Below are 15,153 nucleotides of genomic sequence, written 5' to 3' on the forward strand. Positions count from 1 at the left end.
CAATTTGAAAATATAGTATTTTAAAAATAGTTTTCCTGAAAATATGATGTTTTTCATAGAAGGAGACTATTATGGTGTGTTCTTTTCAGAATATTTGTTATAATAGATGTAATATTTTAAAAGGAATGTTTAATGGTTATTATTGAAAAGGCACCTGCTAAGATTAATTTAGGCTTGGATATTGTTGGGAAAAGGCCTGATGGTTATCATGATTTATCAATGGTTATGGTTAGTGTTGATTTGAATGACTATATCACAGTATCTGAGATTTCTGGTTCAGATATTATTGTTGAGTCTAATAATCACAAGATGCCTTTAAATGCTAAAAATGATGTTTTTAAGGCAGCTCAGCTCATTAAGGATAGATATGGCATCAAGTCTGGTGTTAAGATTGAACTGGAGAAAACTATCCCTATCTGTGCTGGTTTGGGCGGCGGGTCAACTGATGCTGCTGCCACTATCAGGGCTTTAAATAAGTTATGGCAACTTAAGTTATCTAAAGAAGAAATGATTGAGATTGGCTTTCAAGTGGGGAGTGATGTGCCTTATTGTTTGGGAGCTGGTTGTGCCTGCATTTCTGGTAAAGGTGAAATTGTTGAGTGTTTAAATACATCTTTGTCTGCTTGGGTTGTTTTGGTTAAGCCTGATTTTGGTGTTTCAACGCGCACGGTTTTTCCTGAGATTGATTGTGAGACAATTTCTCGTGTTGATATTGATTCTTTAAAGGAAGCTGTTTTGGCTAATGATTATGAACAGATTATTGCTCATATGGGGAATTCTTTAGAGGATATTACGATTAAGCGCAAGCCATTTATCCAAAAAATAAAAGATCGTATGATGAAGTGTGGGGCTGATGCTGCTTTAATGACAGGAAGTGGTCCAACGGTTTTTGGTTTGTGTCGCTCAGAGAAAAAAGCAGATCGTTTGGTTAATAGTATGCGAGGCTTCTGTAAAGAAGTTTACAAAGTACGGATATTGTGAAGAAAGGGAATCAGGTAATTGATTCTTTTTTTTCTTTTTGATATAATTAACTGGTTAATGAAGTGAGAGGGGTGTTGATAATGCAGCTAGAAAAACAAATTGATTGTCTAGTAAATGAAATTTTATTAAAAGCCGAAAATCAGCACGAGTTATTATTTGGTGCTTGTCAAAGTGGTGTCGAATTAACCAATACACAAGAACATATTCTGATGCTTTTGTCGCAAGAACGCTTGACTAATTCAGCCTTGGCAAAACGTTTGAATATTAGCCAAGCAGCTGTTACGAAAGCTATTAAGTGTTTGGTCAAAGAGGGAATGCTTGCTCCTGTGAAAAATAAGGATGATGCCCGTGTGACTTATTTTGAATTGACTGAGCTTGCTAAACCTGTCGCAGATGAACATACTCACCACCATCATGCGACATTGTCAGTGTATAAAAAAATGATTGATGATTTTTCAGATGAAGAACAGTCTGTTATTTCAAGATTTTTGACTGCTTTTTCAGATGAGCTAGAAGGGTGTAAATGAGATATATTACAGTAGAAGATTTATCTTTCCAATATGACAGTGAACCTGTCTTGGAAGGGATTAATTACCATTTAGATAGTGGTGAGTTTGTTACTTTAACTGGTGAAAATGGTGCAGCAAAATCAACTTTGGTTAAGGCGACGCTTGGTATTTTGACACCAAAGAGTGGTCAAGTGACAATCTCTAAAACAAATAAAGATGGCAAGAAACTTCGTATTGCCTATTTGCCACAGCAGATTGCTAGTTTTAATGCTGGTTTTCCATCAACGGTTCATGAATTCGTCCGTTCTGGTCGATATCCTCGAAATGGTTGGTTTCGTCGTTTGACTAAGCATGACGAAGAACACGTTAAGGTTAGTCTAGAATCAGTTGGTATGTGGGAAAATCGTAATAAGCGCATTGGGAGCTTATCTGGAGGTCAAAAACAACGTATTGTGATTGCGCGTATTTTTGCTTCAGATCCTGATATTTTTATTTTAGATGAACCAACAACTGGTATGGATGCTGGAACAACTGAAAGATTTTACGAATTGATGCACCACAGTGCACATACGCATGGAAAATCCGTTTTGATGATTACGCATGATCCAGATGAGGTGAAACGTTATGCTGATCGTAACATTCACTTGGTTCGTAGTCAAAAGACACCTTGGCATTGCTTCGATCTTCATGCTTTAACAAAGAAAGGAGCTAAGAATGCTGACTGAGATTTTTTCATATGATTTTATGCAACGCGCCATTATGGCAGTAGTTGCGATTAGTATTTTTGCTCCGATTTTGGGGATTTTCTTAATTTTACGTCACCAAAGTTTGATGAGTGATACACTTAGCCATGTTTCTTTGGCTGGTGTTGCTCTTGGTATTTTACTTGGAAAATCAACAACCTGGTCAACGGTCATTGTGGTGACGATTGCAGCTGTTGTTTTAGAATATTTGCAGACGGTTTATAAGCACTATATTGAAATTTCTACGGCAATTCTGATGTCGCTTGGTTTGGCGGTTGCTTTGATTGTGACAAGTAAGTCAGAGAATGCTGGTAGTGTGAATTTGGAACAGTATTTATTCGGTTCGATTGTGACGATTAACATGGGTCAAGTCATTGCTTTGTTTGTGATTGCAGTTATTGTTTTGATTTTGACTTTATTATTTATCAGACCGATGTATGTTCTAACATTTGATGAGGAAACAGCTTTTGTTGATGGCTTGCCAGTTCGTTTGATGTCATTGTTGTTCAATATTGTGACTGGGATTGCAATAGCTTTGACGATTCCGGCAGCAGGAGCTCTTCTGGTGTCAACGATTATGGTTTTACCAGCAAGTATCGCTATGAGGCTTGGGAAAAACTTTAGATCAGTGATTTTCATTGGTGTTTTAGTTGGTTTTATTGGAATGGTAACTGGCATTATCACATCGTATTATTGGGAAACACCAGCAAGCGCAACGATTACAATTATCTTTGTGGCAATTTTCCTTTTGGTGAATTTGTTTAATGTGGTAAGTCGTCGTAATAGTTAAAAAAGAGAGGAAGTTCCTCTCTTTTTTGATGGCATAAAAAAACAGATGCTTAGAGCATCTGTTAATGATTTTAAAATTAGTAAGTCAATACGAAGTATTTTTTCTTACCGCGGCGGATAACAGTAAGTTCGTTATCGATTTTATCGTCATCAGAAAGTGTGTAGTCCAAATCTTGAACACGTTCACCGTTGATGTAGATAGCACCATTTTGAACGTCTTCACGTGCTTGACGTTTTGATGGTGAGATTTTAGCAGCAACAAGCATTTCAACGATGTTGCGGTTATCATCGTCTGAAACAGCATAGTTAGGAACGTTGTTTAGACCTTGTTTTAATTCTTTTGCTGAAAGGCTCTTGATGTTTCCAGCGAAAAGTTGTTCAGTGATTTTAAGAGCTTCTTTGTAAGCTTCTTCACCGTGAACAAGTGTGACAACTTCACGTGCTAGGACTTTTTGTGCCAAACGTTCGTGACGTGCAGCGTTAAATTCTTTTTCGATTTCAGCGATTTCATCTAGTGAAAGGAATGTGAAGATTTTCAAGAAGCGAACAGCATCGTCGTCCATAACGTTGAGCCAGAATTGGTACATTTCGTATGGAGATGTTTTATCAGCATCAAGCCAAACCGCATTTCCTTCAGATTTACCGAATTTTTTACCTGTAGCATCAGTGATAAGTGGCACTGTCATCACGTGGCCAGTTTTATCAGCTTTACGACGAAGAAGTTCTGTACCAGCAGTCATATTACCCCATTGGTCAGAACCACCAATTTGCAAAGTAACGTTGTATTTATCGTTTAATTCGTAGAAGTCGTAACCTTGCATGATTTGGTAGGCAAACTCAGTGTATGAGATACCTGTTTCAATACGTTTTTTAACTGATTCTTTACTCATCATTGCATTGACAGTAAAGTATTTACCGACATCACGTAGGAAGTCGATGAAGCTAATGTTACCAAACCAGTCATAGTTGTTAACCATAACGGCTTTGTTGTCGCCATTTTCGAAATCAAGGAAACGTGACAATTGATTTTGAATTTTAACAACCCATCCATCAACAGTTTCTTTTGTTTGAAGACTGCGTTCAGCGTCTTTAAATGATGGGTCACCGATAAGTCCTGTAGCTCCTCCAACAAGAGCATATGGTTTATGTCCTGCCATTTGAAGGCGACGTGATGTTAGAATGGCAACCAAGTGACCAAGGTGAAGACTATCAGCTGTAGGATCATAACCAGTATAATAGGATACTTGCCCTTCTGTTAATGCTTTGACAAGGGCTTCTTCATCAGTTGTTTGAAAAACTAAGCCACGTTCTTTGAGTTCTTCGAATATGTTCACGAGCTTTCTCCTTACTTAAAATTTTGAGGGTGATATTTGTGTCTTCTAGCTGGGCTAGATTTTCCCTCAATGATATTGTAGTTTACAGGCTATTATATCAAAAAGCGGTGCCTCTATGCAAGCTTTATCAAAGTTTGGTATAATATTATCGAGGTATTAGAATGAGTAAGAAAAATAAAAATAAGAAAAAAGCAGATCGTCAGAAGCTTGGCTTACTTGATTTTGGATCAGTCTTTTTGAGGACAGTTAAGTTGTTAACCGACTTTTTTTATATCATTGTCATCTTGTTTGGCATGTTGGGAGTCGGTTTAGCTTTTGGTTATCTTGCTAGTCAGATAGATGCGGTTAAAATTCCTGATAAGGAGAGCTTGGTCAGTCAGGTGACTTCCTTGACGCGCGTGTCACAGATGTCTTATTCTGATGGCAGTTCGATTGCTGCCATTGATACGGACTTGCTACGTACACCAGTTGCTAGCGAAGCTATTTCAGAAAATATCAAACATGCCATTGTAGCAACTGAGGATGAAAATTTTGAAGGGCATGATGGTGTGGTTCCTAAGGCGGTTTTCCGTGCAACTTTGGGATCTGTTCTTGGCCTAGGTGAAACTAGTGGTGGGTCAACGTTGACGCAACAATTAATCAAGCAACAGGTCTTAGGTGACGATCCAACATTTAAGCGTAAGTCACGTGAAATTATCTATGCTTTGGCATTAGAACGTTATTTGAATAAAGATGAGATTTTGACCGATTACCTGAATGTGTCACCTTTTGGACGTAACAATAAGGGTGAAAATATTGCTGGGATTGAAGAGGCTGCTCAAGGGATCTTTGGGGTGTCTGCAAGTGATTTGACGATTCCACAAGCTGCATTTTTAGCTGGTTTGCCACAAAGTCCAATTGTTTATTCGCCTTACACAGCTGCTGGTCAGCTAAAAGATGCGGAAAATATGGCTTATGGTCTTTCTCGTCAACAAGATGTTCTTTACAACATGTACCGCGCAGGCTATTTGACAAAAGATGAGTACAATGAGTATAAGTCATACGATGTTAGTCAAGACTTTATTCAACCAGCATCTGCAACGACAAGTTCTCACGATTTCCTTTACTATTCTGTCTTAGAAGAAGCACAAGATATCATGTATGATTACTTGATTGAGAAAAATGGTGTTTCTGAACAAGAATTGAAAAACGATACAACGAAAGAATCTTACCGCAAATTAGCTTCAGAAACCTTGCAACAAGGTGGCTACACGGTCAAGACAACAATTGATAAGAATGTCTACAATGCTATGCAAAATGCTGTAGCGCAGCATGGTGGCACACTGGATCAAGGAAGTTCTCAACAAGTCGATGTTGGGAATGTCTTGATGGATAATTCTACTGGTGCGATTTTAGGATTTATTGGTGGCAGGGATTATTCAACCAACCAAAATAACCACGCTTTTGATACTGCGCGCTCACCAGGTTCAAGTATCAAACCGATTATCGCTTACGGTATTGCTATTGATCAAGGGCTTCTTGGCAGTGCAAGCATTCTTTCTAATTACCCAACGAATTTCTCAAGTGGTCAACCAATCATGCACGGTAACGACGTCGGAACTGGCATGATTAACCTTCAAGAAGCACTTAATACATCATGGAATATTCCAGCTTATTGGACTTACCAGATGTTGCTCAATCACAATGTTGATATTGAGTCTTACATGAAGAAAATGAATTATAGCGTTGACAACTACGCGATTGAAAGTCTGCCTTTAGGTGGTGGTATTGAAACAACCGTTCTTCAACAAGTAAATGCTTATCAAATGATTTCAAACGGTGGTGTTTACATGAAAGGATACTTGGTTGATAGCATCACTGATAATAAAGGTAATGTCATTTACCAACACAAGGCAAATCCAGTTCGTGTCTTCTCAGAAGCAACAGCTAGTATTTTGAACCAGTTATTGAAAGATGTTGTTAAAGGTGGCGCAACTACTGAGTTCTACAAAGATTTACAAGCTTTGAATGGTCAAGCAGCGCAAGCAGATTGGTCAGGAAAAACAGGTACGACCGACAATTATACGGATGTTTGGTTGATGCTTTCAACACCAAAAGTAACTTTAGGTGGTTGGGCAGGTAATGATGATAATACTTCTCTAGACTCAATGGCTGGTTACAAATACAACGCTCAGTATATGGCTGATTTGGTTAATAGCATTTATAATGCTAATGCGAATACATTTGGAACAGACAAATACAACTTGTCTTCAAATGTGATTAAGTCAACGGTTCTAAAAGCAACTGGTTTGCAGCCTGGTACGGTAACGGTAAATGGTCGCTCGCTTAATGTTAGCGGCGAGACAACAACAAGTTATTGGGCTAAGACTGGCGCTGGTAATATGACCTATAAATTTGCTATCGGTGGAACAGATAGTGACTACACGAAAGCATGGGATGCATTGCTTCATAATCCGGCGATTAAAACCAACAGCAGTAACTAAAAACACTTGCAAAAATTGAAAAAATAAGGTATAATATTAATAACTATTTGTCGTCTGCTTTAGTTGAAATATTGTCCAACTAAGGTTTGCAGCAGTTAAATCACACTTTTTATGGTCAGATTTAGCTGCTCTTTTTGTGCCTAATTTTAGAAAAAATGCGGTTTGTAACCTATATTTAAAGTTTCTAAAAATTCACATCAACGACACACTTGGCGGGGTGTTTTAAGCATCCTAACTATAAAGGTCAAAATGAAAAAGTAATGATTGTTCTCGTCGTATGAAGAGAATTGTGGTTATGATGGAGTTTATAGACCTCTGTATTTTAATGAAGGAGTAAAAAACTTGGCAGGACATGAAGTTCAGTACGGGAAACACCGTACACGTCGTAGCTTTTCAAGAATCAAGGAAGTTCTTGATTTACCTAACTTGATTGAAATTCAAACGGATTCTTTTAAAGACTTCTTGGATAACGGATTAAGAGAAGTTTTTGAAGATGTACTTCCAATTACAAACTTTACGGATACTATGGAACTTGAATTTGTTGGTTACGAATTGAAAGAGCCTAAGTATACGCTTGAAGAAGCTCGTATCCACGATGCATCTTACTCAGCACCTATTTTTGTAACCTTCCGTTTGATTAACAAAGAAACAGGAGAAATCAAAACTCAAGAAGTTTTCTTCGGTGATTTCCCAATTATGACTGAAATGGGTACATTCATCATCAACGGTGGTGAACGTATTATCGTTTCTCAGTTGGTTCGTTCTCCTGGTGTTTATTTCAACGATAAAGTTGATAAAAACGGTAAAGTTGGTTACGGTTCAACTGTAATCCCTAACCGTGGAGCATGGCTTGAATTAGAAACAGATTCAAAAGACATTGCTTACACACGTATCGACCGTACACGTAAAATTCCATTTACAACACTTGTACGTGCTCTTGGTTTCTCAGGTGATGATGAAATCATGGATATCTTTGGTGACAGCGAACTTGTTCGTAACACTATCGAAAAAGATATTCACAAAAACCCAGCAGATTCACGTACTGACGAAGCACTTAAAGAAATTTACGAACGTCTTCGTCCAGGTGAACCAAAAACAGCTGATAGCTCACGTAGCTTGCTTGTAGCTCGTTTCTTTGACCCACGTCGTTATGACTTGGCAGCTGTTGGTCGTTACAAAATCAACAAAAAACTTAACATCAAGACTCGTCTCTTGAACCAAACAATTGCTGAAAACTTGGTTGATGCTGAAACAGGTGAAATCCTTGTTGAAGCTGGTACAGTAATGACACGTGACGTTATCGATTCAATTGCTGATCAATTGGATGGTGACCTTAACAAATTTGTTTACACACCAAATGATTACGCTGTTGTCACTGAACCTGTTGTTCTTCAAAAATTCAAAGTTGTATCACCGGTTGATCCAGACCGCGTTGTTACAATCGTTGGTAATGCAAATCCTGATGACAAAGCACGTGCGCTTACACCAGCTGATATCTTGGCTGAAATGTCATACTTCCTTAACCTTGCTGAAGGTCTAGGTAAAGTTGATGATATCGACCACCTTGGTAATCGTCGTATCCGTGCCGTTGGTGAATTGCTTGCTAACCAATTCCGTATCGGTCTTGCTCGTATGGAACGTAACGTTCGCGAACGTATGTCAGTACAAGATAACGAAGTGTTGACACCACAACAAATCATCAACATCCGTCCTGTAACTGCAGCCGTTAAAGAATTCTTCGGTTCTTCTCAATTGTCACAGTTCATGGACCAACACAACCCACTTTCTGAGTTGTCTCACAAACGTCGTTTGTCAGCCTTAGGACCTGGTGGTTTGACTCGTGACCGTGCTGGTTATGAAGTTCGTGACGTGCACTACACTCACTATGGTCGTATGTGTCCGATTGAAACTCCTGAAGGACCTAACATCGGTTTGATCAATAACTTGTCTACATACGGACACCTTAACAAATATGGTTTCATCCAAACACCATATCGTAAAGTTGACCGCGCTACAGGTGTGGTTACAAACGAAATCGTTTGGTTGACTGCCGATGAAGAAGATGAATACACAGTAGCACAGGCTAACTCAAAACTTAACGAAGATGGAACATTTGCTGAAGACATCGTTATGGGTCGTCATCAAGGTAATAACCAAGAGTTCCCATCAAACATCGTTGACTTCGTTGACGTTTCACCTAAACAAGTAGTTGCCGTTGCGACAGCATGTATTCCTTTCCTTGAAAACGATGATTCTAACCGTGCCCTCATGGGTGCCAACATGCAACGTCAAGCGGTGCCATTGATCGATCCACACGCACCATATGTTGGTACCGGTATGGAATATCAAGCAGCCCACGATTCAGGTGCTGCCGTCATCGCTAAACACGATGGACGAGTTGTCTTCTCTGACGCTGAAAAAGTTGAAGTTCGTCGTGAAGATGGTTCACTTGATGTTTACCACATCACTAAATTCCGTCGTTCTAACTCAGGTACAGCTTATAACCAACACACACTTGTTAAAGTTGGCGATATCGTTGAAAAAGGTGACTTCATCGCTGATGGTCCTTCAATGGAAAAAGGTGAAATGGCTCTTGGTCAAAACCCAATCGTCGCTTACATGACTTGGGATGGTTATAACTATGAAGATGCCATCATCTTGAGTGAACGTCTTGTTAAAGAAGATGTTTATACATCAGTTCACTTGGAAGAATTTGAATCAGAAACACGCGATACTAAGTTAGGCCCTGAAGAAATCACTCGCGAAATTCCAAACGTTGGTGAAGAAGCTCTTAAAGACCTTGACGAAATGGGTATCATCCGTATTGGTGCTGAAGTTAAAGAAGGTGACATCCTTGTAGGTAAAGTAACACCTAAAGGTGAAAAAGACCTTTCTGCTGAAGAACGTCTTCTTCACGCAATCTTCGGTGATAAATCTCGTGAAGTTCGTGATACATCACTTCGTGTACCACACGGTGGAGATGGTGTCGTTCGTGACGTTAAAATCTTTACACGTGCAAACGGTGATGAATTACAATCAGGTGTTAACATGCTCGTTCGTGTTTACATCGCACAAAAACGTAAAATCAAAGTCGGAGATAAAATGGCCGGTCGTCACGGTAACAAAGGGGTTGTTTCTCGTGTTGTTCCAGTTGAAGACATGCCTTACCTTCCAGACGGAACTCCAGTCGATATCATGTTGAACCCACTTGGGGTGCCATCACGTATGAACATCGGACAAGTTATGGAACTTCACCTTGGTATGGCTGCTCGTAACCTTGGTATCCACATTGCAACACCGGTCTTCGACGGGGCAACTTCAGAAGATCTTTGGGATACTGTTAACGAAGCTGGTATGGCTAGCGACGCTAAGACAGTTCTTTACGATGGACGTACTGGTGAACCATTTGATAACCGTGTGTCAGTTGGTGTCATGTACATGATCAAACTTCACCACATGGTTGATGATAAACTTCACGCACGTTCAGTTGGTCCTTACTCACTCGTTACACAACAACCTCTTGGTGGTAAAGCACAATTTGGTGGACAACGTTTCGGTGAAATGGAAGTTTGGGCTTTGGAAGCTTACGGTGCATCAAACGTCCTTCAAGAAATCTTGACTTACAAGTCAGATGATGTGACTGGTCGTCTTAAAGCTTATGAAGCCATCACTAAAGGTAAACCAATTCCAAAACCAGGTGTGCCAGAATCATTCCGAGTACTTGTTAAAGAATTGCAATCACTTGGTCTTGACATGCGCGTGCTTGACGAAGATGACAACGAAGTTGAACTTCGTGACCTTGATGAAGGTGAAGATGACGACGTAATGCACGTTGATGATCTTGAAAAAGCTCGTCAAAAACAAGAAACAGAAGAAGCTGAAAAAGCTGAAGTTTCTGCAGAAGAAAAATAATAATAGGAAAGAACAATTTGGGCATAAGAGTTGCAAGTAAATTTTGCTTCTCTTAGTCGGATTGTTTGGATAAGTCCTATAACGATAAATGATGTCTTACAGTCAATGATTTGTAAGTCATGACAGTTAGAAAGTAGCTCAGCTATTTTCAAAAGTACAATAAAGAAAGGTAAAACTAGTGGTTGACGTAAATCGTTTTAAAAGTATGCAAATCACATTAGCCTCACCAAGTAAGGTCCGTTCATGGTCTTATGGTGAAGTTAAAAAACCTGAAACAATCAACTATCGTACGCTCAAACCAGAACGTGAAGGTCTTTTTGATGAAGTTATCTTCGGACCTACAAAAGACTGGGAATGTGCTTGTGGTAAATATAAACGTATTCGTTATAAAGGAATTGTTTGTGACCGCTGTGGTGTTGAAGTAACACGTGCTAAAGTTCGTCGTGAACGTATGGGTCACATCGAATTGAAAGCTCCAGTATCACACATTTGGTACTTCAAAGGTATTCCATCACGTATGGGACTTACTTTGGACATGAGCCCACGTGCACTTGAAGAAGTTATCTACTTCGCAGCTTATGTGGTTATCGATCCAAAAGATACTCCGCTTGAACCCAAATCACTTTTGACAGAACGCGAATACCGTGAAAAAATCCAAGAATATGGACAAGGTTCATTCGTAGCGAAAATGGGTGCGGAAGCTATCCAAGATCTTCTTAAACGCGTTGATTTGAAATCTGAAATCGCTGAACTTAAAGAAGAATTGAAAACAGCAACTGGTCAAAAACGTATCAAAGCTGTTCGTCGTTTGGATGTTCTTGATGCCTTCTACAAATCTGGTAATAAACCAGAATGGATGGTACTTAACATCTTGCCAGTTATTCCACCAGATCTTCGTCCAATGGTTCAATTGGATGGTGGACGTTTCGCTGCATCTGACTTAAACGACCTTTACCGTCGTGTTATCAACCGTAACAACCGTTTGGCTCGCTTGCTTGAATTGAATGCCCCTGGTATCATCGTGCAAAACGAAAAACGTATGTTGCAAGAAGCTGTTGATGCACTTATCGATAACGGTCGTCGTGGTCGTCCGATTACAGGTCCTGGTAGCCGTCCTCTTAAATCTTTGAGCCACATGCTTAAAGGTAAACAAGGTCGTTTCCGTCAAAACTTGCTTGGTAAACGTGTTGACTTCTCTGGACGTTCAGTTATCGCCGTAGGTCCAACACTTAAAATGTATCAATGTGGTGTGCCACGTGAAATGGCTATCGAATTGTTCAAACCATTCGTAATGCGCGAAATCGTTGCACGTGACTACGCTGGTAACGTTAAAGCTGCTAAACGCATGGTTGAACGTGGAGATGAACGTATTTGGGATATTCTTGAAGATGTTATTAAAGAACACCCAGTACTTCTTAACCGCGCACCGACTCTTCACCGTTTGGGTATCCAAGCCTTTGAACCAGTCCTTATCGATGGTAAAGCACTTCGTCTTCACCCACTTGTTTGTGAAGCCTACAATGCCGACTTCGATGGTGACCAAATGGCCATCCACGTACCACTTTCTGAAGAAGCTCAAGCAGAAGCACGTCTTCTTATGCTTGCCGCAGAACACATCCTTAACCCTAAAGATGGTAAACCAGTCGTAACTCCATCTCAAGATATGGTTCTTGGTAACTACTACCTAACTATGGAAGAACCAGGTCGTGAAGGTGAAGGAATGGTCTTCAAAGACCGTGATGAAGCAGTTATGGCATACCGCAATGGTTATGTTCACTTGCACACACGTGTTGGTATTACAGTTGATAGCATGCCAAACAAACCATGGACTGATGAACAAAAACACAAAATCATGGTTACAACTGTTGGTAAGATCCTCTTTAACGACATCATGCCTGATGATCTACCTTACCTTCAAGAACCAAACAATGCTAACTTGACTGAAAAAACTCCAGATAAATACTTCTTGGAACCTGGACAAGATATCCACACTGTTATCGACAGCTTGGACATCAACGTTCCATTCAAGAAGAAAAATCTTGGTAATATTATCGCGGAAATCTTTAAACGTTTCCGTACAACAGAAACATCAGCCTTCCTTGACCGCTTGAAAGACCTTGGTTACTACCATTCAACTCTTGCTGGTTTGACAGTGGGTATCGCCGATATCCCAGTTATCGATAACAAACAAGAAATTATCGATGCAGCCCACACGAAAGTTGAACAAATTAACAAAGCCTTCCGTCGTGGTTTGATGACTGATGATGATCGTTATGTTGCTGTTACAACAACATGGCGTGAAGCTAAAGAAGAACTTGAACAACGTCTGATTGAAACACAAGATCCTAAGAACCCTATCGTTATGATGATGGACTCAGGAGCTCGTGGTAACATCTCTAACTTCTCACAACTTGCCGGTATGCGTGGTTTGATGGCTGCTCCGAACGGACGTATCATGGAATTGCCTATCTTGTCTAACTTCCGTGAAGGTTTGTCTGTCTTGGAAATGTTCTTCTCAACTCACGGTGCTCGTAAAGGTATGACCGATACAGCCCTTAAGACTGCCGACTCTGGTTACCTTACTCGTCGTTTGGTTGACGTTGCCCAAGACGTTATCATTCGTGAAGACGATTGTGGAACTGACCGTGGTCTTGTTATCCGTGCAATCACTGACGGTAAAGAAGTTACAGAAACTCTTGAAGAACGTCTTGTTGGTCGTTATACTAAGAAATCTGTTAAACACCCTGAAACTGGTGAAGTTATCGTTGGTGCTGATGTATTGATTACTGAAGATATGGCAGCTGAAATTGTTAAAGCTGGTGTTGAAGAAGTAACAATCCGTTCAGTATTTACATGTAACACTCGTCATGGTGTATGTCGTCACTGTTATGGTGTCAACCTTGCTACAGGTGATGCGGTTGAAGTTGGTGAAGCAGTTGGTACAATTGCCGCTCAATCTATCGGTGAACCTGGTACTCAGCTTACAATGCGTACCTTCCACACGGGTGGTGTTGCGTCAAATACCGATATCACACAAGGTCTTCCTCGTATCCAAGAAATCTTTGAAGCTCGTAACCCTAAAGGGGAAGCAGTTATCACTGAAGTTAAAGGTACTGTTGTTGACATCGAAGAAGATGCTTCTACACGTACTAAGAAAGTTTACGTTCAAGGTAAGACTGGTATGGGTGAATACGTGGTACCATTCACAGCTCGTATGAAAGTAGCTGTTGGTGACGAAGTTCACCGTGGTGCACCACTTACTGAAGGTTCTATCCAACCTAAACGTCTCCTTGAAGTTCGTGATACATTATCAGTTGAAACTTACCTTCTTGCCGAAGTACAAAAAGTATACCGTAGCCAAGGGGTAGAAATCGGTGATAAACACGTCGAAGTAATGGTTCGTCAAATGCTTCGTAAAGTTCGTATCATGGATCCAGGTGATACAGATCTTCTTCCAGGTACACTTATGGATATCGCAGACTTCACAGATGCTAACAAAGATGTTGTTATCTCTGGTGGTATTCCTGCAACTGCACGTCCAGTACTTATGGGTATTACTAAAGCTTCGCTTGAAACTAACTCATTCTTGTCAGCTGCATCATTCCAAGAAACAACTCGTGTTCTTACAGATGCTGCTATCCGTGGTAAAAAAGATCACCTTCTTGGTCTTAAAGAAAATGTTATCATCGGTAAAATCATTCCAGCTGGTACAGGTATGGCACGTTACCGTAACCTTGAACCACAAGCTGTTAATGAACTTGAAACAAGTGAAGAAGCTGAAACAGTTGAAGCATCTGCATCAACAGACGCTGAATAATCTGATTTCACATTTGAGTTTAATAAATGAAAAGGCCTGAGTTTATCTCAGGCCTTTTTGTTAAGCTTTTTTAGATGATAATGATTATAAATAAGCAAATATATTTTAAATTAGCTTTAATTCTTATATAATAAAGACCATAAGGAAGTGAAAAAATGTATCAAGTAATCAAAATGTTTGGGGACTGGGAACCCTGGTGGTTTTTGGATGATTGGCAGGATGATATCATCGAAGAACAAACTTTTGAATACTTTGAAGAAGCTGTGTCATTTTACAAATCAGAATGGCAATCGTTAAGAATGAACCTGCCGAGCTGTAAGTGTCATGATAATTTTCAAGCTGCTTTCTGGGATCAAACCGAGAAACGTTGGTGTGAAAATTGTGGTGATTATTTGCAGCAATATCATTCTCTTTTAATCTTAAAGGATGGGCAAGAATTGACTAAAGAGCATTTTGCTTATCATTTTAATGTTCGAAATGACGAACCAAGCCCCAGACCTCAAAATTGCAAATTTAAACCTTAATCATGGAAGTTTTTTCCATGGTTTTTTTCTTTTTTTGAGATTTTTTACGAATATAAAAGTG

General features: G+C 39.7%; 9 protein-coding genes. 8 read left to right on the top strand and 1 reads right to left on the bottom strand.

The features are described 5' to 3' along the window. Positions 1-132 precede the first annotated feature (132 nt). The 4 genes from ispE (at position 133) to SFC32_RS03455 (ending at position 3,023) form a co-directional block, all read left to right on the top strand. Positions 133-981, top strand: a complete 849-nt coding sequence (ispE, locus tag SFC32_RS03440) for a 4-(cytidine 5'-diphospho)-2-C-methyl-D-erythritol kinase (RefSeq protein WP_039697348.1) — start codon at positions 133-135, stop codon at positions 979-981. A gap of 80 nt (positions 982-1,061) precedes the next feature. Further along, on the top strand, positions 1,062-1,508 hold the full coding sequence (locus tag SFC32_RS03445; RefSeq protein WP_039697349.1) for a zinc-dependent MarR family transcriptional regulator: 447 nt from the start codon (positions 1,062-1,064) through the stop codon (positions 1,506-1,508). After that, a complete protein-coding gene (locus tag SFC32_RS03450) occupies positions 1,505-2,215 on the top strand; it encodes a metal ABC transporter ATP-binding protein (protein ID WP_039697350.1) in 711 nt (236 codons plus the stop codon). The genes SFC32_RS03445 and SFC32_RS03450 overlap by 4 nt, the downstream gene beginning before the upstream one ends. Then, entirely contained in the window at positions 2,205-3,023 is an 819-nt protein-coding gene (locus SFC32_RS03455; protein WP_020915966.1) for a metal ABC transporter permease, read from the top strand. Before SFC32_RS03450 ends, SFC32_RS03455 begins: the two co-directional genes overlap by 11 nt. A gap of 76 nt (positions 3,024-3,099) precedes the next feature. Here SFC32_RS03455 and tyrS read toward each other — a convergent pair whose 3' ends face one another. Next, positions 3,100-4,356, bottom strand: coding sequence for a tyrosine--tRNA ligase (tyrS, locus tag SFC32_RS03460; RefSeq protein WP_074564832.1), 1,257 nt, complete (start codon positions 4,354-4,356; stop codon positions 3,100-3,102). 161 nt (positions 4,357-4,517) lie between these two features. Between tyrS and pbp1b the strand changes: the two genes are divergently transcribed. The 4 genes from pbp1b to SFC32_RS03480 all read left to right on the top strand — a co-directional run bounded on the left by pbp1b (position 4,518) and on the right by SFC32_RS03480 (position 15,092). After that, positions 4,518-6,839 carry a penicillin-binding protein PBP1B gene (pbp1b, locus tag SFC32_RS03465; RefSeq protein ID WP_411049737.1) on the top strand — a complete coding sequence of 774 codons (2,322 nt, stop codon included), beginning with the start codon at positions 4,518-4,520 and terminating at the stop codon, positions 6,837-6,839. 342 nt (positions 6,840-7,181) lie between these two features. Beyond that, positions 7,182-10,751: a DNA-directed RNA polymerase subunit beta gene (rpoB, locus tag SFC32_RS03470; protein ID WP_039697354.1), complete on the top strand. Its 3,570-nt coding sequence runs from the start codon at positions 7,182-7,184 to the stop codon at positions 10,749-10,751. Positions 10,752-10,929: 178 nt separating this feature from the next. Then, a complete protein-coding gene (gene rpoC, locus SFC32_RS03475; protein WP_411049736.1) occupies positions 10,930-14,568 on the top strand; it encodes a DNA-directed RNA polymerase subunit beta' in 3,639 nt (1,212 codons plus the stop codon). Positions 14,569-14,723: 155 nt separating this feature from the next. Next, entirely contained in the window at positions 14,724-15,092 is a 369-nt protein-coding gene (locus SFC32_RS03480; protein ID WP_074564836.1) for a DUF1033 family protein, read from the top strand. Positions 15,093-15,153 lie beyond the last annotated feature (61 nt).

The organism is Streptococcus sp. TATVAM-FAB8 (genome assembly GCF_046592795.1).
GTDB classification, from domain to species: Bacteria; Bacillota; Bacilli; order Lactobacillales; family Streptococcaceae; genus Streptococcus; species Streptococcus ruminicola.